General features: G+C 69.0%; 16 protein-coding genes and 1 pseudogene. 10 read left to right on the top strand and 7 right to left on the bottom strand.

Going from position 1 to position 19,330, the window contains the following annotated elements; genetic code table 11:
• Positions 1-32 precede the first annotated feature (32 nt).
• The 6 genes from E0H75_RS36125 to E0H75_RS36100 all read right to left on the bottom strand — a co-directional run bounded on the left by E0H75_RS36125 (position 33) and on the right by E0H75_RS36100 (position 7,100).
• On the bottom strand, positions 33-1,562 hold the full coding sequence (locus E0H75_RS36125) for a leucyl aminopeptidase family protein (protein ID WP_202873342.1): 1,530 nt from the start codon (positions 1,560-1,562) through the stop codon (positions 33-35).
• A gap of 77 nt (positions 1,563-1,639) precedes the next feature.
• Positions 1,640-2,152 (bottom strand): RDD family protein, encoded by a 513-nt coding sequence (locus tag E0H75_RS36120; RefSeq protein ID WP_131518195.1) that lies wholly within the window; start codon positions 2,150-2,152, stop codon positions 1,640-1,642.
• The gene (locus E0H75_RS36115) at positions 2,149-2,670 is read right to left on the bottom strand and encodes a hypothetical protein (protein WP_131518194.1); all 522 of its coding nucleotides are present in this window, start codon (positions 2,668-2,670) and stop codon (positions 2,149-2,151) included. Before E0H75_RS36115 ends, E0H75_RS36120 begins: the two co-directional genes overlap by 4 nt.
• Before the next feature lie 94 nt (positions 2,671-2,764).
• Positions 2,765-5,473: a LuxR C-terminal-related transcriptional regulator gene (locus E0H75_RS36110; protein ID WP_131518193.1), complete on the bottom strand. Its 2,709-nt coding sequence runs from the start codon at positions 5,471-5,473 to the stop codon at positions 2,765-2,767.
• Positions 5,474-5,649: 176 nt separating this feature from the next.
• Positions 5,650-6,483: a cytochrome bc1 complex diheme cytochrome c subunit gene (gene qcrC, locus E0H75_RS36105; protein ID WP_131518276.1), complete on the bottom strand. Its 834-nt coding sequence runs from the start codon at positions 6,481-6,483 to the stop codon at positions 5,650-5,652.
• 107 nt (positions 6,484-6,590) lie between these two features.
• Positions 6,591-7,100 (bottom strand): hypothetical protein, encoded by a 510-nt coding sequence (locus E0H75_RS36100; protein ID WP_131518192.1) that lies wholly within the window; start codon positions 7,098-7,100, stop codon positions 6,591-6,593.
• A gap of 266 nt (positions 7,101-7,366) precedes the next feature.
• Between E0H75_RS36100 and E0H75_RS36095 the strand changes: the two genes are divergently transcribed.
• On the top strand, positions 7,367-8,050 hold the full coding sequence (locus E0H75_RS36095) for a GAP family protein (protein WP_165554274.1): 684 nt from the start codon (positions 7,367-7,369) through the stop codon (positions 8,048-8,050).
• Between the two features lie 27 nt (positions 8,051-8,077).
• Here the strand turns inward: E0H75_RS36095 and E0H75_RS45135 are convergent.
• Positions 8,078-8,275 (bottom strand): annotated as a pseudogene (locus E0H75_RS45135) (ester cyclase); the annotation flags it as partial.
• On the opposite strand from E0H75_RS45135, the gene E0H75_RS36085 reads away from it, so the two are divergent.
• The 9 genes from E0H75_RS36085 (at position 8,224) to nagA (ending at position 19,291) form a co-directional block, all read left to right on the top strand.
• The gene (locus tag E0H75_RS36085; RefSeq protein ID WP_272948956.1) at positions 8,224-9,087 is read left to right on the top strand and encodes a zinc-binding dehydrogenase; all 864 of its coding nucleotides are present in this window, start codon (positions 8,224-8,226) and stop codon (positions 9,085-9,087) included. The pseudogene E0H75_RS45135 and the gene E0H75_RS36085 sit on opposite strands and share 52 nt — an antisense overlap.
• Positions 9,088-9,402: 315 nt before the next feature.
• On the top strand, positions 9,403-10,647 hold the full coding sequence (locus E0H75_RS36080; RefSeq protein ID WP_165554272.1) for an MFS transporter: 1,245 nt from the start codon (positions 9,403-9,405) through the stop codon (positions 10,645-10,647).
• Between the two features lie 175 nt (positions 10,648-10,822).
• Positions 10,823-12,169: a GGDEF domain-containing protein gene (locus tag E0H75_RS36075; RefSeq protein ID WP_131518190.1), complete on the top strand. Its 1,347-nt coding sequence runs from the start codon at positions 10,823-10,825 to the stop codon at positions 12,167-12,169.
• A 176-nt stretch (positions 12,170-12,345) separates the two neighbouring features.
• Entirely contained in the window at positions 12,346-13,572 is a 1,227-nt protein-coding gene (locus E0H75_RS36070; protein ID WP_131518189.1) for an ROK family transcriptional regulator, read from the top strand.
• On the top strand, positions 13,569-14,867 hold the full coding sequence (locus E0H75_RS36065) for an extracellular solute-binding protein (protein ID WP_131518188.1): 1,299 nt from the start codon (positions 13,569-13,571) through the stop codon (positions 14,865-14,867). Before E0H75_RS36070 ends, E0H75_RS36065 begins: the two co-directional genes overlap by 4 nt.
• Positions 14,868-14,879: 12 nt before the next feature.
• Positions 14,880-15,854, top strand: coding sequence for a carbohydrate ABC transporter permease (locus E0H75_RS36060; RefSeq protein ID WP_131518187.1), 975 nt, complete (start codon positions 14,880-14,882; stop codon positions 15,852-15,854).
• Positions 15,851-16,672, top strand: coding sequence for a carbohydrate ABC transporter permease (locus tag E0H75_RS36055; protein WP_131518186.1), 822 nt, complete (start codon positions 15,851-15,853; stop codon positions 16,670-16,672). Before E0H75_RS36060 ends, E0H75_RS36055 begins: the two co-directional genes overlap by 4 nt.
• Before the next feature lie 19 nt (positions 16,673-16,691).
• Positions 16,692-18,161 (top strand): glycoside hydrolase family 3 protein, encoded by a 1,470-nt coding sequence (locus tag E0H75_RS36050; protein ID WP_131518185.1) that lies wholly within the window; start codon positions 16,692-16,694, stop codon positions 18,159-18,161.
• Positions 18,158-19,291, top strand: coding sequence for an N-acetylglucosamine-6-phosphate deacetylase (gene nagA / locus E0H75_RS36045; RefSeq protein ID WP_131518184.1), 1,134 nt, complete (start codon positions 18,158-18,160; stop codon positions 19,289-19,291). Before E0H75_RS36050 ends, nagA begins: the two co-directional genes overlap by 4 nt.
• The last annotated feature ends 39 nt before the right edge of the window (positions 19,292-19,330 follow it).

The raw sequence follows: 19,330 nt of genomic DNA, 5'->3' as shown, positions 1-19,330 counted from the left end.
CCCCTTCTTGGCGGGCACCTCCTCGACCGCGCTCACCGCGGCACCACCTGACGGCTGTCCTCGGCGGGGACGGCGAACGCGCGGGCGAACTCGATCAGCAACTTGGTGCCGAATCCGCTCGCGCCCTTGTTCCGCCACGTCCTCGGCGCCGGCAGTTGAGCCGTCCCGGCGATGTCGACGTGCGCCCACGGCTTGCTGTCGACGAACTCCTCCAGGAACAGACCCGCGGTGATCGAGCCGGCGTTGATCCCGCCCATGTTGGTGAGGTCGGCGATCGGCGAGTCGAGTTGCGTCCGGTAGGACCGATGCAGTGGAAGCTCCCACACCGGCTCGTCGACAAGATCACCCGCACTCCGCAACTGCTCGACCACGGCCGAGTTGTTGCCCATGACACCGGCAATCTCGACACCGAACGTCCGCAGGCACGCACCGGTCAGCGTGGCGATGTCGATGATCGCATCAACCGGCTCCTCGGTCGCCAGGGCCAGGGCGTCGGCCATCACCAACCGGCCCTCCGCGTCGGTGTTCAGTACCTCGACCGTCGTACCGTTGCGCATCCGGAGCACGTCACCGAGCTTCATCGCGGACCCGGACGGCATGTTGTCGGTGCACATCAGGTAACCGGTCACTGCCGTCGTACAGCCGAGAGCCTGCAAGGCCGTCATCGAGGCGAGCACGGCCGCGGCTCCGGTCATGTCGTTCTTCATCTGCGCGTGCGACTCGTCGCTCGGCTTGAGGCTGATCCCGCCGGAGTCGTACATGATCCCCTTGCCGACAAAGGCGATCCGGCCGGTGGGCTCGGCGGGCTCATAGCGCAGGCGGACCATCCGAGGCGGTTCGACGCTGCCGCGGTTGACGCCGAGCAGGCCGCCACAACCCATCTCGATCAGTTGGTCCTTGTCGAAGACCTCCACCTGCAGGCCGGTCCGCGCACCGACCTCAACCGCGACCTCAGCCATTCGGACAGCAGACAGTGTGGTCGCCGGGCAGTTGGCAAGATCGCGGCCGAGGGAGCACGCCTCGGCGATGATGCGGCCGCGCTCGACGCCGGCCGCGACTTCTGCCGCGTGCTCGTCGGAGGCGACGACCAGAAGCGATTCGAGCTGAGGGGTGTCCGCACCCTGGCCGACGAAGTACCGCCAGCGCGCCAGCAGCACACCTTCGGTCACCGCCTGGGCGAAGTCCCCGGCGGAGATACCGGTCGTCCGGGACGGCACCTCGATCGCAAGGCGCTTGTGCCACGGCACCGCGCGGGCGAACTCGGCCGCCAGATCACGCACGAGCGTGACGTCGACCTGATCCGGTACGCCGGTCCCGACGGCAACCCGGACCGGACCGCCTGATCGGGTCTGGACCAGCGTCTGGCCGCGCATGCCGCTGAAGCCCGCTGAGGCCAGCCCGGCCGCATCCGTGCCGAGTTCGTCCGGCGGCTCGGTGCCGGAGGCAACTGGCACCGCGAGCGCGTCCGCTTCCTGCTCTGCCTGCTTCAAGGAGCCGACGGTGACCGGTATCCGATGCCGAGTCGAAGGAATGGGGTCGAAATCGTCCGCGGTGGTGTTCACGACATCTCCTCCGGCACCTGATCGGGACTGCAGGGCTGCTGGCAATCCCATCAATCGCGGGAGGCGGCGGCCTCCTCCTATTCGGGTGACTTGCCTCCGGCCCGGCTGAGGAAGTCCGACAGCGGGCCGGGGAGCTCGGCGGGCCGCTCCCCCCAGTCGTAGACGACCGCGGTCCCGGCGATCAGGTCGTGCAGGGCGCGATGTTCGCGCTGGAACACGATCAGGACGAGCCCGAGTCCGGCCAGGATCACGCTCACGGCGTACGCGCACACCCGCACGAAGGCTCGGCCGGGCCGGATCGTCCCGCCGTCGGACCGCACCACCCGGAGACCGACGATCCCCTGCCCCGGCGTGCGCGCGGCGACCGCGAGGAACCCGAACGCGTAGCAGAACGCCAGGACCGCGAGCGCGATCGTCGCCCCCGTCGACTGGCGCCGCACCGACACTCCCCAGAAGGCGGTGGTCAGCAGATCGAGTCCCGCGAAGCCGATCGTGAACGACGTGAAGACGATCAGTACGTCGAGTACGGCGGCGGCGAACCTGCTCACGGCGCCGGCGTAGTGACCCGTGACGGTCATCCGCACGTTCATTCCTGCACCTCGAGCAGTCGTGGGGCCGCCGGCTGCGATCCGATGTCCCTGCGCAGCAGACGGTTGACGACCCGGTCGAGTACGGCGTCCAGCCCGGCGAGCTGCCGGCGGATGAGATCGAGCAGCGAGCCGGCCAGCTGGGTCTGACTCTCGACCACGAGGCCGGGTACGCCGGACCGGCGTACGAGGGCCTCGACATCCACCGACCGGAGCAGTTCGTCGAGGTCGACGCCGGCCAGCAGGCGCTGCAGGTCGAGCCGGCCGGCCAGCCGGTCGACATCGATCCGGTCGATCAGGCGGTCCGGGTCGATCCGGTCCAGGATGTGGTTGACGTCGACGCGTTCCAGCACGCGGTTCAGGTCCACGCGGTCGAGAATCCGGTTCATGTCGACCCGGTCCACCAGGGCGTCGACGTCGATGTGGTCGAGGATCAGGTCCGGCGGGACGGTCTCGACAACCCGGCCCGTGACCTTGCCGGCGAGCCGCCCGAGCGCTGCGACAGGGCGCGGCGTCGTCACCGTGGTCCGGTCCCGCAGCCGCTGTGACGCATCCCGGTGTCCGCCCTGTCTGCTCCGCCTGCCAACACCCTTGTCTGCCGCCGACGCGCTCGGATCACCCGATCCGGGGGATGAATCCGCCGCCCTGGTTCGGGGACTGTTGGGTCAGGCCGACGGCGCGCGCGACTCGCAGGGCCGCGGAGCGCTTCTCCACGCCCAGCTTGCGATACAGCGACATCAGATGGGTCTTGACCGTGTTCTCGGTGATGAACAGGGCCCGGGCGATCTCGGTGTAGGAGTTCCCGAGTGCGAGCTGGTCGAGTACGTCGGCCTCCCGCGGCGTCAACCGGATCCGGGCACCGTCGATCACCGCGTCCAGGCGGCGGGGTGGCGGCACCTGCGCGTCCGGCCGGACTCGCGCCAGAAGCGACGTACCGCCGACCTCGCTCCAGGCGGCCCGGTACGACGACAGCTGCTCGAGCGTGGCCGCGGCGAACGGATGCGGGTTGGGCCCGGCGAGATGCCGGTGCAACCGATCGAGGAAGTCCGGCTCACGGCCGACTGGGGTGAGCGCATACAGCATCCGCTGCGGCGTGGCCCGGTTCAGCGTGTCCACCAACGCGGCTTCCGCGGCGGCCTCGTCGCCCATCCGCGCCAGCAGGACGGTCCGGAAGGAGGCGGCTGCCGACGCCAGCGGAGGGTAGACGTCCGGCCGGTTGAGAGCCTCATCCATCAACTTCAGCGTGGTCTGGACGTCGCCACGGACGATCGACGTGATGGCCCGGATCAGCTCGGCCTCGGACGTGTTGCCGATCCGGTCGAGTACGTCGCACTGGGTCTCAGCACCGGCGTGGTCCCCCACCATGGTCGCCATCCGGAACCGCAGCAGGGCCAGATCCCGCGACAGGAACGACGGCAACGGCCCGGCTGACGCGGGATCGGTGGTGAGCTCAGTCAGCGCCTCTTCGAGGCGACCCGCCTCGAGCAGGAGCACGGCTCGCAGGATGGCGCGCAGGGCCGCGACCACCGTGTCGGAGCCGGCCACGTCCGTCGCCACCACCAGCTCGTGCTGGCGCCACGCGCTGTCCAGGTCCAGATGACCCAGCGCCGCGAAGCCCAGGACGACGTGCGCGCGGACGGCGTACTCCCGGGGAAGCCCTTGCTCGCCGGCGGCGTCGAGAGCGGCCTGCGCTGAGCCGGCCGCGTTCTCGATCTGGCCGCGGGTGTACTGCACGACGGCACGGTGGGCCAATCCCCCGCCGATCAGCCGCTGATGGCCGGCCATCCGGGCGGTGACGAGCGCCTCGTCGAGGTGGCTGAGCGCGGCGTCCAGCTCGTCCGCCCACGTCTCCGCAGCCGCGAGCTCGATCAGCAACCAGGCCAGCCGCTCGGGCCCGAGTACGGCGCGCGGCCGGCCATTGGCGTCCGTGGGGTCGAGCGCCAGCAGGGTCCTCGCCCGTCCGATCGCGGCGTGGACGTCGTGCCAGCCATAGCGCGATTCCCACAACCGCAGCAGTACGGCGTCCGCCTCCAGCGCGTTGTCGTCCGGTGTCACCGGCTGCGGATCTGCCGCGGACGCGAGGTCGTTCGCCGATGCCGCATCCATGATCGCGCCGGTCACGTCGCCGGTGGCACGCCGCAGCAGCCCACGGACGCCGACGAGGTGTGGATGCTGCTCGACATAGCCTTCCGGGAGGCTCTCGAAGCCGTCCGCGACGAGGCTCAGATCGCCGGCGGCCAGGATCGCCGGCCCGTGACCGAGCAGGATCCGCGCGACCAGCGCAGGGTCGCCGGCGCCCAGTGCGGCGCGGAGGGCATTGCAGCCATCGCCGCGGTTCTCGTAGTACAGCGCCGACCGATGCTGCGCCGCGGTGACGATCTGTGCGTTCTCGCTGCGCCCGGCCACCCGCCGCCGGAGCAACTCGACGAGGAGCGGGTGGAATCGGTAGAGCGGTTCGCTGCCCGGATCGTCGGCGTACGCCGTCACCAGCAGCCCGCTGCCGGCGAGATCGCCCAGCATCGCGCCGGCGTCCGCGTCACCGCTCAGCATGGCCGCCTGGTGTCCCGTCACCGAGGCGGCCCCGAACGTGCTCAGCAGGACTGCCTGGACCCGCTCGTCGACAGTGCTCAACGTCTCGCCCAGGAGCAGGTCGAGCACCGGCTGCTGGTTGGCAAAGGACCACCCGGTGTCCCCGGAGGCGGCGAGCGTCCGCGCCGCGAGCACCAGGGCGGCCGCCCAGCCTGCGGTCCGCTCCTGGAACAACCGGACGTCCGCCGCGGTGGCGTTCGAGGCATGGGCCTGGACCAGCTCGGTGGCCTCGGCATCGGTGAAGCGCAGATCCCGTGACCGCAGGGTCAGCGCCATCCCGCGCAGTTCGAGCTCGGACACCGGCAGCGGCAGGTCGTACCGGCTGGCCAGCAACAGCCGGACGGCGTGCGGCGACTTCTTCAGGATCTGGGCCAGGCCAGTCACCGTTGCCGTAGGCAGCAAATGGGCGTCGTCGATGACGATCGGATCCGGCGGTGCCGCCGCGTCGGGACCGGCCAGCTGCTCGAGGGCTCCGGCGAGCGCACCGGGCGCCTGCCCGGGTACCCACAGCACGGACTGGCCCGACCGTCTGCGGCGCGCCACCCAGTCCGACAGCAGCACCGTCTTGCCGGTACCGGCCGGTGCGATCAGCATCGTGAGCGGCGACCGTACGCCGAGATCGAGGGCAGAGTGCAACCGCTCGCGGGCCACCAGGGTCAACGGCGGCCGCGGGATGCGACCCGATGCCGAGTGCTGGGACTGCTCGTGCACCCGGTCGGGCTTCAGGCTCGTCACACGCGTCGCCCTCCCCCTGGCTGGGCGGCTCTGCAGTTGGATTGTTCGATCCTGCGTTCCCAAAAACCGAGACTAACCGGTCTACGACGATTCCGGCAGATGCTGAGCGCCGCATGTCGTCCGGTTTCTGGACGCGCACAAGCGTTTGCATCGCTCGCCTGCGCACCGGGTGGACCTCAGGCGCGAGGAACTTTCGCCCCGATCCACACAGCCACGACCACCAGCAGGCCGATTCCGACCAGCCATCCCCACAGGCCCTCGGAGACCGGTCCGAGCCGTCCCAGGCCGAAGCCGCCCGGGTCGCGCTGCTGCTGCAGGCTGACGACGTACGCGATGATGGCCCGCTTGTCCTCGGGGAGGAGGACCGCGTCGGAGAAGACCGGCATCTGCTGCGGGCCGGTCAGCATCGCCTGGTAGAGGTTCCTGGGTGACGTCTCCATCAGCGACGGCGCGTACTTGCCGTTCGGCAGCGCGCCACCGCGGCCGGCGAAGTTGTGACACGCCGTGCAGTTGGTCCGGAACAGCTCACCGCCGCGGGTGACTTCCTCCTGCGTCGCGTTGCTGACGTCGTAGTACTGCTCCGGCGGTATCGCGGGTCCCGGGCCGAGAGAGGCGACGTACGCCGCCAGCGCCGCGATCTCCTCCTCGGTGTAGACCGGAGGCTTCGCCGGGATCTGGGCGCCGGGCTGGGTCGCGGGCATCCGCCCCGTGCTGACCTGGAAGTCCACCGCGGCCGCGCCGACGCCGATCAGCGACGGGCCGGTGAAGTTGCCCTCGCCGTCGCTCCCGCCCTCGGCATGGATGCCGTGACAGCTCGCGCAACCGACCGCGAACAGCTTCTGGCCTTCCTCGATCTGCTGGGACTGCGCTCCGTCGGCGCCCATCGCGCCGTTCGGCACCAGTACGGCGTACGCCAGGCCGACTGTCACCAGCGCAGCACCGATGAGCAAGACCCTGGCGAGTCGGCCTCGGCGCACCGGCCGAGCGCTCGCGCTGTCCGCACCGCGCATCTCCCGCTCCTCCCGGCTGCCGCCCGACCCAGCAGACACGATGCCGCGGCTGCTGGGATCACCCGATTCGGGCGATTTCTGGTCGTACGTCTGTCTGTCTCGAGCCCTCAGCGTGCGTCGCGCTTGGCCTGCCGGCGGGCGCCGGCGGCACGAGTGGACGCGTCCTTCTTCAACCCTCCCGTGGTCTTGGTCGCCCGTCTGGCAGCCACCGACTCGGGTTGAGCGGCGGACGCAGGCTGGGCGGCGGCGCGTGCCGCCGGAGCAGCAGACTTCGCCGCGCGTGCCGCTTCGAGCCGTTCGCTGCGCAGTTCCATCGACGATCGCCTGGCAGCCGCCGCGACTTCCCGGCTCACCTGCGCCAGCACCGTCTCGAACAGCTCCGCCTTGTCACGGTCCCGCTGGTTCTTCGGGTAGGACAGACCCCGCCCGCCCACCTTCGCCACACTCGCACTCGCGCCACGCCGATAGTTCTTCACGTACTTCGTGCGAGCCCGCCGGATCCGCTGGTGCAGCTCGAGGAGCTCGTCCTCGTCCAGGCTCTTCAACGCGTCCCGCTCCGTCTCGGCCACAAGCAGCCGCTCGGCCTCGGTCAACGAGTTCAGCAGGCCTTGATTCATCGCCGCCTCCCTAGGTCGTGTCTGATGGTCCTGTGCCGTAGCGAGCAGGTGCTCGGTACGGTGCATCGGCGTGCTGGAGCGAAGGCCTCGATGTGGTTCATCGTGGCCTTTGCGCCAGTGCGGCGAGGTGCCGTGCCGAGTGCCGCGCAGTAGGCGCAGGACCATCAGACACGACCTCGGCACGACTTTGATAGTGGCGCGCGGTCGTGGGGTTGGTCAACGTTCGCGATGGCATGATGTGCCTGGGTCCAGCGCTATTGGGGGTGGTGACTTTGTGGCCGGTGGTCGGCGCGGTACTGCCGCAGGCGATGGGGATCGCCCTGAGCCCAGTGCCGATGATCTGCATCGTGCTGGTGCTCTTGTCGAGTGGACCGATCCGGGCCGGTCTGAGCTTCTTCCTGGGCTGGGCTGCGGCTCTCGCGATCGCGACCGGGCTCGTGGTGGTGCTGACGGATGCGGTCGCCGAGGAGGGCAGCGAGGGCGCGCGGGACGGCGTGGACATCGTCGAACTCGCGATCGGTGTGGTGTTCGCAGTCCTGGCGGTCCGCTACTGGCGCAAACGCCCGCGACCCGGTGAGCCGCCGCCGCGTCCCGCCATCGTCGACAAGATCACGACCCTCTCCGGGCCTGCTCTCCTGCTGACCGGCGCCGGAGCGGCCCTCGCGAACGTCAAGAACCTCCCCCTCGTCATCGGCGCCGGCACCCAGATCGGCGGCTCCCCTCTCACCGTCGGCGAGCAATTCGCCGCCGCCGCGCTCTTCGTCGTCGCCGCGTCCCTGACCGTCCTCCTCCCACTGCTGGCGGTCATCATCGCCGGCCCGAGGAGATCCGCCCCAGCCCTGTCCTCCCTGGAGCAATGGCTTCTGGCCAACCTGAACACGATCCTCGTCGTCCTCCTGGCCGTCCTGTCCGCGGTCTTGATCGGCCAGGGCCTCGACCTGTTCCGCTGACGCTCCGAACCGCCGTACGGCGCCCCGATGGGTGCCGTGGTACGTCTTGTGGGTGGTGACAAGGTTGTCGGCGGCAACCTGCCAGTGGATCTCGGGAGAGAAGTCCGGGAACGCCGCCCGGATCCCCCGGTAGAGCCCCTTTACACCGGCCTTGTCGGCGCCGGCGCCCGGCTGTGGCGTGTGGTCGACGAAGTCGTCGGACCACAGTTCGTCGAAGAGGTCCCAGTCCCTCCGCCCTGCACTTCGAGACTGTTCCGGCGTACGACGGCGATCGCCGCGTCGCCGACGGTGCTGTTGCCCAGGTCCCGCTTCTGCAGTATGAGTCGGAGGAAGTCGCCGAGCCCGGCGCCGGCCAGGTCCGGATCCGGCAGCAGGCCATCGGGGTGACCTTCGTGGACACCTATTTCCGGAACGGCGCCTTTCCCCTGCCGACGTTTCCGGCGGTCATCGGCGGTGAAGGTGCGGGCGTGGTCGACGCGGTCGGCGCCGGCGTGGACTCGATCTCGGTCGGCGACCGGGTCGGCTCACTCCTCGCACCGTGGGCTCAGCACCTCGGCGCAACGGTCATCACACCTGTTGCCAGCGTCGAGCGAGTCGGGGCCGCGCAGGCTCTCGGTCTGAAGCACGTTGTGGTTGCGGGCACCGGCCGACTCGCCAAGGAGGTCGCCGCAGCGGGCGCCGGTGCCGACGTTGTCTATGACCTCGTCGGTCGCGCGACCTTCGAGGAAGTCGTAGCGGTCCTCCGCGACGGCGGAACACTCGACCTCATCGGCACCGCCTCCGGCGCGCCCGACCTCGACGCCACCGCGCCGGAGAGTCGGCGAATTCGAGTCACCAGGTCGAGCACCAGCGACCACCTCCCGGACCGGGCCACCCTCCTCCAAGCCAGCGAGGACTTGTTCCGTGCCTGGCGCGACGGCGTCTTCGGCACCCGCTCCATCCGCACCTACCCACTGTCCAAGGTCACCCAAGCCCACCAGGCGCTCGAGGCCGGCATCTCCGAAGCAGCGATCGTCCTCGTGCCAGACAAAAGCTAGGCGATGCCCCAGACGTGGGTGGCTGAATGTGCTGTCCGTCAGGATGGGGCGGAATCCGGTTCGGACGATTCCTTGGGCCTGGGATGGTCGCGTGGTGGTGGGTCCGAAGGCCTCTCGCGATGCCATCGCAGCGTCAGGCGCTGAATGAATGGATGACGTTTTGATCGTCGGTGCCGTGCATTGTCAGCAGTCATTTCTGACCACCTTCCCCGTTAATTTCCAGGCACCATACCTCCGCCGCCGGGCCAGAAGCATCACCTCGGCGCACCTGGTGACGTTGAGTGAAAGGCTCGGTCGCGGGGTAACTTCGTTCCCATGACCCGCCCCGCCGAGTCCGCGCGTCCTGATCCGGCGGACAGACCCGCGACGTACGGCGAGGTGTTCGCCGTCACGGAGTTCCGGTGGCTGTGGGGCGCCCAACTCGGGTCGGTGATCGGCGATCAGTTGGCTCGGGTCGCGCTCGCGGTGCTCGTGTTCGACCGGACGGGGTCGGCCGGTCTGTCTGCCGTCACGTACGCGCTGACGTTCCTGCCAGACATCGCCGCCGGCCCGCTGCTGTCGTGGCTTGCGGACAGGTTCCCACGGCGTCGGGTGATGGTGTGGTGCGATCTCACGCGAGCGGCGCTGGTGGCGTTGATGGCGATTCCTGGCGCGCCGATCTGGCTGCTGTGCGTGCTGCTGGTCGCGGTTCAGTTGCTGGCGGCACCATTCCAGTCGGCCCGGGCCGCCATGCTGCCGGACATCCTGAGCGGCGACACCTATGTGCTGGCGAGTTCGGTGTCGAATGTGACCGCGCAGGCCGCACAGTTGGCCGGTTTCGTGACTGGTGGCACCTTGGTGGCTGCCTTCGGGACGAGCCAGGCGCTCGCCCTCGATGCGGCCACGTTCCTGCTCTCCGCGGTGCTGGTCCGGCTCGGCGTCCGGGACCGTCCGTTGCCTACGGCCACCAGCTCGGCCGACCGAATCAGCTGGTGGGGCTCGTTGTCGGCCGGGGCTCGCCTGGTCTGGGGCGATCGACGGTTGCGCTATCTGATCGCGCTCGCCTGTGTGGCCGGCTTCTACGTGAGCGTCGAAGGCCTCGCCGCGCCGTACGCCGCGGTCGTCGGCGGAGGGCCACTCGCGGTCGGCCTGCTGCTCGCCGCGAACCCAGCCGGCCAAATGGTCGGCATGCTGCTCCTGACCCGGCTCGCTCCTGCACGTCGATTGGCCCTGATGGGACCCCTGGCCGTCGGGTCGTGCCTCCCACTGATCGCCTGTCTGATCCACCCTGGACTCTGGGTGACGGTCGCCCTGTGGGCGGTCTCAGGACTGTGCTCGTCGTACCAACTCGCCGCGAACGCGTCGTTCGTGCTGACCGTGCCGGACGCGCAGCGGGGCCAGGCCTTCGGCTTGGCCCGCACTGCGCTCATCGTGTCGCAGGGGGTCGGCGTACTGGCCGCCGGCGCCGCGGCAGACCGGTGGCACCCCGCGTCGGTGGTAGCGATCGCGGGTGCCCTCGGGACTGCCGTGGCGCTCGGCGCGGCCATCGGCTACCGGCGTACGACGACTTCGCCGGCCTAGATAGGGTTGTCGGGGCAGGGCAGTGTGGCTCAGTGCCAGTCGTTGTTGCGCATGGCGACACACCTCCTCCCGGCATCCGGATCGTCCGCCGGCCGGTCAGCCTGAGGCAGTGACGTTGGGTGATTTCGCGGCTACCCTGGTCCGTGGACGAGTGAGGCTTGTGGGGGACCGATTCATGTCGAGTATCCGGCATTGGCGATTTCGGCGACGGCATCGCCGCCGAACCGATACCGAACGCCCGGGCGCGTGGCGTCCCAGCCGCTGGGGACTGTGGTCCGCACCGCCGGTAGTCATCGGCTATGTCCTGGCCGTCGACCTGAGCGCGTTCGTCCTGCTGATCGCTACTGTCCGTGCCATCGACATCCGGGTCCAGGACTGGGTCTGGCTCGGCATGCTCGCGATCGGATCCGCCATCCACATCGAGGCAGCCCGCGGCATCGAGCGCCTCCGTGAGGTCGCCGCCGAGGGCGTTCCGTACGTGAACCTCAAGGGCATGTGGACGTTCGCCGGGGTCCTGGTCCTGCCTCCGCCGCTGGCGTTCGCGCTGATCGCGCTCACCTACACCCATTCGTGGTTCCGGCTCCGCCGGGTCACCTCCTACCGGTGGTTCTTCTCCGCCGCCACCATCGTCCTGGCCGGCGCGGCCGCTGCGGTCTCCCTGGTCTCGCTCTCCCCCGACACGTACCCGGGCTATCCGCCCGGGCCGCTCGGCCTCGTCGCCGTCACCGTCGCCGGGCTCGCGTACTGGTTCGTGAACTACGCGCTCGTCGTCGGTGCGGTCCTGCTGTCCAACCCGGACTCCACCGCCCAGAAGGCGCTCGGCCGACTCAGCGATCAGCTGATCGTCGCCGGATCCCTTGGACTGGGCGTTGCCACAGCCAGCCTGCTCCGGCATGAGCCGTGGACGGTCGTCGTCCTGCTCCTGACCATTCTCGGTCTGCACCGGGCGCTGCTCGTCGGTCAGTTCCAGACCGCGGCGCGCACCGACCCACAGACCGGCCTGGCCAACAGCGTCTTCTGGCACGAGATGGCCGGGAAGGAACTCGCACGGGCGGCGCGGACCCAGACGTCGCTCGGGATCGTGTTCCTGGATCTGGACCACTTCAAGACGGTCAACGACACGAACGGACATCCGGCCGGCGACCAGGTCCTGAAGGCGATCGCCGACGAACTGCGCCGTGAAGTGCGGACCGACGACCTGGTCGGCCGGTTCGGCGGCGAGGAGTTCGCCGTACTGCTGCCCAACACCGACCCGAAGGACACCACCGCGACCGGAGAACGCATCCGGCACCGCATCGAGGCCCTGACGGTCACCATCACCACACCCCGGGGCCAGACCGCTCTCGACGGCCTCACCTGCTCCGTCGGCACCGCGACGTACCCCACCTGCGGAACGACCCTCGAGGAACTCATCCTCGCCGCCGACACCGCCACCTACGTGGCCAAGCAGGCCGGCCGGAACCGCGTCGTCACGGCCCCCGCCACCGAACCGGCCGACGACTCGCCGACCCCCGGCAACTAGGCCGTGCCAGACACGGCCTAGTCCGGACGTCCCCTCCCGCGCGGCCGCGGTCAACCATGGGCGGCCGGCGGTACGACGCGTGCTCACGTCGGGTAGAGCTGCGGTTACCCCTGGACACGGACCACATCGCGGGATTACTGTCTCAGCTCAACTAATTCTATTCACCGTGAGAATAAATGACGAAGCTGGTGCGAGGCAGTGCCGGGACCCGGACGGCGAACCGCGGGGCGATCATTGCCGCGCTGCTGTCGGGTGCCGGGATCGACCGGAAGCAACTGGTCGAGCAGACCGGACTGAGCTGGGCGACGGTGGCCCGGATCGTGGACGACCTGCTCGCCGACGGGCTGGCCCTGGAGCAGCACAAGATCGTCCGGGAAGGTCCGGGCCGGCAGGCTGCCGCGCTCGGATTCAACCCGCGGTCCGGGCTGGTCTGCGGGATCGATCTCGGCGGCACGTACTGCCGGATGGTGATCGCGGACGGGATCGGTTCGGCGATCATCCGCTGCCGGGACGAGACACCGCGGGACCTGGGCACCGCCGAGCTGGCGTCGTGGATCGCGGCCCGGGTGCTCGGTCTGGTCGAGCGGTACGGCGACGGCGTACCGCTGACGTCGGTCGCGATCGGCCTGCCCGGTGTGGTTGCCTCAAGCAAGGACCGGGTGGTCGGCGCGTTCAACCTGCCGCAGATCCTCGGCACCACCTTCGTCGAGACCGTCAGCGCCGAGCTCGGCGTACCGACGATCATCGACAACGACTCCAACCTGGCCCTGCTGGGTGAGCTGCACTACGGCGACCTACCCAGGGACGAGACCGTTGTCTTGTTCAGCCTGGGCACCGGTCTCGGCTCGGCGGTCGCCATCAACCGGCAGGTGCTGGCCGGGCCCGAGGGTCTGCTCGGCGAGTTCGGCCGGCTGCGGTTGCCCGGGCGCAAGGAACGCCTGCGGGACCTGCTGTCCGGTGCGGGACTACTCTCGCTCGCGCAGGCGGCCGGGCATCAGCTCGGCTCGGCCAACGATGTGTTCGCCGACCCGGACCGTTTCGGCGGCCTCGTCGACGAGATCCACGAGGCGCTGCTGCACCTGGTGTCGATCGTCGCTTTGGCCTACGAGCCGAGCACGGTGGTCTTCACCGGCGGCTTCTCCGGGGCGTTCAGCGACTCCGTGCTGGAGACGGTGAGCGCCGAGACGTACGAGACCGTCGGTGTGCACAGCGATCTGCACCGATCCGTGCTCGGCGAGTCCGGCGGCCTGCTGGGTGCGATGGCCGCAGCACTGAGCGGTTACTACACCGCGATCGGGGTGGCGCGCCATCAGGTCGCCTCGATCACCACGTCCGCCCCCGGTGTCGTCGCCCAGCTGGACGGCTGCGCTGTCGACCAATCAGCGAAAGAGGAACCGGCATGAAACGTTGGACGACGTTGGGTGTCATCGCGTCGATCTCGGCCGCCTTCGTCAGCCTGGCCGCCTGCGGCGGGGCCGACTCGAGCACAGCAGCACCGACCAACAAGCTGACGGTCTGGATGATGACCGGCGGCCCGGGTGACAACAAGATCATCGACGACGTGACCAAGCAGTTCCACCAGAAGCACCCCGACGTACAGGTCAAGGTCGAGGTGCAGCAGTGGGACAACATCGTCACGAAGCTGACCACCGCGCTCGCCTCGGACAATCCGCCGGACATCGTCGAGATGGGCAACACGCAGACGCCGATGCTGACGGCCTCGGGCGCGTTGGCCGAGCTGACCGCCGACAAGGCCGGCTTCGAGTCGTCCGACAAGTGGCTGGCCGGTCTCGCCGGGCCGTCGACGTACCAGGACAAGCTGTACGCCGCTCCGCTGTACGGCGGGACGAAGGTGGTCATGTACAGCAAGAAGATGTTTGCCGCGGCGGGCATCGCCAAGCCACCGGTCACCCTTGACGAGCTGGTCGCGGACTGCGCGACGCTGGCCAAGGCGCACACCTCGATCCCCAACTTCTCGGCGTTCTACATGCCCGGCCAGTACTGGTTCGCCGGGATGCCGTTCCTGTTCGGCAAGGGCGGCAAGATCGCCACCGAGGACAACGGCAAGTGGACCGCGACGATGAGCAGCGCCGAGAACCAGGCCGGTCTGGCGGAGTGGAAGAAGTTCCAGAACGCCTGCTCGACACCGTCCTCGATCGGCGCGAACACCGACAGTCCGGATCAGGACCAGATCTTCGCCGACCAGAAGGCGGCGATGATCTACGTGAAGGCGTGGGAGCCGGGCGCGGTGAAGGAGATCAACGCCAAGGCCGCCGCGGACGCCGGCTACTTCATCATGCCCGGCTACGAGGCGGGTGCGCCGCTGCCGGTGATCGTGGCCGGCTCCACCATCGGCATCGCCCAGAACAGCCCGAACAAGGAGACGGCGGTCGACTGGCTGAAGATCATCACCGGCAAGACCTTCCAGCAGACGATGACGCAGACGATCCACCAGTTGCCGGTCGTCACCGACTTCCTGCCGACCCAGAACGTGCCGGACGTGCTGAAGCTCGGCGCCCAGGCCGCGACCGTCAGCCAGGCTCTGCCGGCGACTCCGGGCGAGGCGACGCTGGAAACCGAGAGCTACAACGAGCAGTTCTTCGCCAAGATCGCCAAGGGCAGTGACATCGGCAGTGCCGCCGGCGAGTACGACAAACACGCGACCGAAGCGTTCAACGCTCAATCCGGTCCGCGCTGACGGTAGCGGCTGATGACCTCGCTCACCCAAGCGCCGGAGACGGGAACCGCCGCGCCGACGCCACCACGCAGCGACGAGACGGTCCGGACGAACCGGCTTGCCCGCTTCACGCCGTACGGGCTGGTCGGGCCGGCCCTGCTCGCGTTCGCGGTCGTGCTCGGGTACCCGATGGTGCGGCTGGTCTGGCTGTCGGTGCAGGACTTCGGGCCGCGGTCGCTGTTCACCGGCGAGGCTCCGTTCGTTGGCCTGGGCAACTTCACCCGGGTGCTCGGCGACAGCGACTTCTGGGCCGTCCTGCTCCGCACGCTGATCGTCAGCGTGGCTTGTGTGGCCGCGCTGATGGTGATCGGGTTCCTGCTCGCGTCGCTGCTGCGCCAGGTCTCGAGCTGGGCCCGGGTGATGCTGTCGGTCTGCCTGGTGCTGGTCTGGGCGATGCCGATGGTGTCCGCGTCGATGATCTGGCGGTGGCTGTTCGAGCCGCAGTACGGCGTCCTGAACTGGGTGCTCACACAGCTCAAGGTCTTCGGTGACTTCTCCGCGCACGACTGGTTCGGGTCGCCGGGTCAGGCGCTGTTCCTGATCATCGCGCTGATCGTCTGGAAGGGACTGCCGTTCGTGGCGCTGACCCTGTACGCCGCGATGGGCCAGATTCCCGACGACCTGTACGAGGCGGCCGGCCTGGACGGCGCCGGGCGGTGGTCGATGGCGCGCCATGTCACGCTGCCGATCCTTGGCCCGGTGCTCGCCGTACTCGTGCTGCTGGAAGTGATCTGGTCGGTCAACTCGTTCACACCGTTCTGGGTGCTCACCCAGGGCGGCCCGGACGGCGGTACGACGACGCTCGGCGTCTACTCGTACCTCGAGGCCTTCACCCGCAACGACTACGGCGGCGGCGCGGCCATCGCGATCATCACCGTCATCCTGCTCGCCGCCCTGGCGGTGCTCTACGTACGACGGCTGTTCGCGCAGGGCGAGGTCACCGGATGAGAAACAAGCGAGCAGTCCCCAACACGATCGCCGTACTGGTGTCGCTGGTGGTGATCTTCCCGGTCTACTGGATGTTCGCCACCGCGCTGAAGCAACCGGGCAAAATCCTGTCGGCGACGCCGGAGTTCATCCCGTGGCCGATCAGTCTGGACAACTTCCACACCGCGCTCACCCACGGCTCGTTCCTGCACTACGTCCGCAACTCGTTGCTCGTCTCGGTGTCGACCGTACTGATCGCACTGGTCGTTGCCCTCGGCGCCTCGATCGCACTGGCCCGGTTCCGGTTCCTCGGCCGCCGGGCGTTCCTGATCGGGCTCGTGCTGGTCCAGATGGTGCCGGGGTCGGCGATGGTGATCCCGCTCTACCTGATGCTGCGCTCGGTCGGGGCGATCGACTTCGTCCCCGGTCTGATCATCACCTACATGACCTTCGTCCTGCCCTTCACCATCTGGACCCTGCGCGGCTTCGTGCACGGGATCCCGCTGGAGCTGGAGGAGGCCGCGATGGTCGACGGCTGCGGCCGGTTCGGCGCGTTCTGGCACATCCAGCTGCCGCTGCTCGCCCCGGGCATCGTGGCCACCTCGATCTTCGCCTTCATCAGCGCGTGGGACGACTACCTGTTCGCCTACGTGTTCCTGAAGTCGCAGAGCAACTACACGCTGCCGGTCTGGCTGGTCTCGTTCCAGACCTCCGACGGCATCGACAACGGCGCCACCATCGCGGCGTCGGCGATCTTCTCGCTCCCGGTGCTGGTCGTCTTCCTGCTGGTCCAGCGCCGGCTGGTCGGCGGGATGACCAGCGGCGCCGTCAAAGGATGAATCCCCTCAGGAGGATGTCGTGAGTTCAGAGCTCAAGCGGCTCGCCCATGGTGTGCTGTTCCCCGCTCTCGGCCGCCCCAAGGTCCCCCACTGGGTCGGGTCGCGGATCGAGGCCGGCCTCGGCGGTTTCGTGATCTTCGGCAAGGACATCGTCGACGGTTCGCAGTTCCAGGGATTGGCCGCCGAACTGCATGGTCTGCGTGACCACGTCCTGCTGTCGATCGACGAGGAAGGCGGCGACGTCAGCCGGCTGGCGAACCTCGGCGGCTTCTCGATGCCCGGCAACCGGGCGCTCGGTGAGCTGAACGATGTCGAGCTGACCCGGCAGGCGGCGTTCCAGATCGGCCTGTCGCTCGTCGAGGCCGGAGTCGACTGGGACCTGGCCCCGGCGGTCGACACGGCCGTCAACCCGCTGAGCCCGAACGGGATCCGCTGCTTCGGCGCCGACCGCGACCTCGTCAGTCGGCACACTGCCGCCTGGGTCGAGGGCATGCAGGCAGCCGGGGTCAGTGCGTGTGCCAAGCACTACCCGGGCCACGGCATGAGCGGGACCGATGCACACCTGGCGACGCCGCTTGTCGACGTCTCTCGGGATGAGTTGCTGGCGAGCTATCTCGACCCGTTCCGTGCCGCGATCGAGGCCGGCGTGGACAGCATCATGGTGTCGCACGACCTTGTTCCGCAGCTGGACGACGTACCGGCGACGATCAGCAAGGTGCTCCTGACCGACATCCTGCGCGGAGAGCTCGGGTACGACGGGGTGGTGATCACCGACGCGTTGGAGATGTACGGGATCGCCGACGTGGCGCCGTTGCCGGAGGCCGCCGTACGGGCGATCGAGGCCGGAGCCGACGCGCTCTGCCTTGGATCGTGGGCGTTCCTCGACGACGTGGACGTGGCGGCTACTGCTCTGGTCGAAGCCGTCGAGAATGGGCGACTGCCGTTGGAGCGGTTGCAGAGTGCCAACGAGCGGCTGGCTCGGCTGGGGACTCGGCCCAAGGCGGATGTCTCGCTGCGGGACAACGCCCTCGGTGAGCGGCTGGCCGAGCAGGTGGTGGTGACCCATGGGGATCCGGTACTGCGGGCTGACGCCGTACTGATCATCCGGCTGGAGCCGACGCACTCCCCCGCGGCCGGCTCGTCAGGCTGGGGTGTGGAGAAGCTGCTGCGCGATGCCGGGAAGGTTGTCGAGAGCATCGGGTTGTCGGGGCAGACGTACAACGGGCCCGGGATGGCTCGGGCGGGCGTCGGTGAGTTCCGGTCGGAGTACGGCGCGGACAGTCAGGTGGTGCTGATGGTTCGGGGCGCTCATCGGTTCGACTGGCAGGAGAAGTTGATCGGTGAACTGCAGAGTCAGCATCCGGACATGATCGTCGTCGACATGGGTGTCTCCGGCACGGACTACTCAGGCTTCGCCAGCTGGATCCAAACCTTCGGCAGCGCCCGCGTCTGCGCCGAGGCAGCCACTAGGCGGTTACTCGGCTCATGATCACCGTGGCCAACGCCCGCATCTGCACGCTAACCCTCCTCGAGGGCTGGCTGCAGATGAACGACGGCCACATAACAGCCCTCGGCCCCGGAGAGCCGCCGAATACTGAAGAGATTGTTGACGCGGCCGGGCAGTGGTTGCTGCCCGGCTTCGTCGACACGCATTGCCACGGTGGTGGCGGAGCTGCCCTGTACTCCGGCAACCCCGGCGACGTCATCCAAGCGGCCCGCAGTCACCTCGCGCATGGCACCACCACGCTGATCGCGTCGGTCGCCACCATGCGGCTCGATCGGATGCTCGCCGCCGCCACCGCCATCGCGCGAGCCGTCGCCACCAACCAGGCACCGAACATCCGCGGCATCCACTTCGAAGGCCCGTTCCTGTCGCCGAAGCGCCGCGGCGCACAGACCAAGTCCGCCCTCCTCACCCCCGACGAGCGAGTGTTCGCCGACCTGATCGACGCGGCCGGCGGCCTGGCCGTCTCGATGACCATCGCCCCCGAACTCCCCGGCGCCATCGACCTCATCCACCGCCACCACGAGCAGCTCACCTTCGCCGTAGGTCACACCGACGACGACGGATCCCACACCCGCGAGGCGTTCGACGCCGGCGCCCGTACGGCGACCCACCTCTTCAACGCGATGCCCACCATGACCCACCGCCACCCCGGCCCGGTCGGCGTCGCCCTCCTCGACGACCGAGTCGCCTGCGAACTGATTGCCGACGGCACCCACCTGTCCCCCGAAGCCCTGACGGTCGCGACCCGAACCGCAGGCCCGCACCGCTCGATCCTGGTCACCGACGCGATGGCCGCGACCGGCCTCGGCGACGGCGACTATTCGTACGCCGACCGCCACGTCACCGTCCACCACGGCATCGCCAAACTCCGCGACACCGACACCCTGGCCGGCTCGGTCCACTTCCTCTCCGACGCGCTGGCGAACGTCGTACGCCTCCTCCACCTGACTCCCCCACAAGCCGCCCCACTCGTCTCCACCAACGCCGCCCGCCACTACGGCCGGCACGACCGCGGCACCATCGCCGTCGGCCAAACCGCCGACCTGGTCCTCCTCTCGGAGGACCTCACGGTCCGGTCCGTCTACCTGGCAGGCAAGCCCATTGATCGTTAGCGCTCACCCTGACTGAGCGAAACCGCGACGGCGCGTGCG

It is taken from the genome of Kribbella capetownensis (assembly GCF_004331485.1).
GTDB lineage: Bacteria > Actinomycetota > Actinomycetes > Propionibacteriales > Kribbellaceae > Kribbella > Kribbella capetownensis.
Note: the sequence above shows the minus strand (reverse complement) of the source record. Positions and strands in the feature narration are given on the sequence as shown.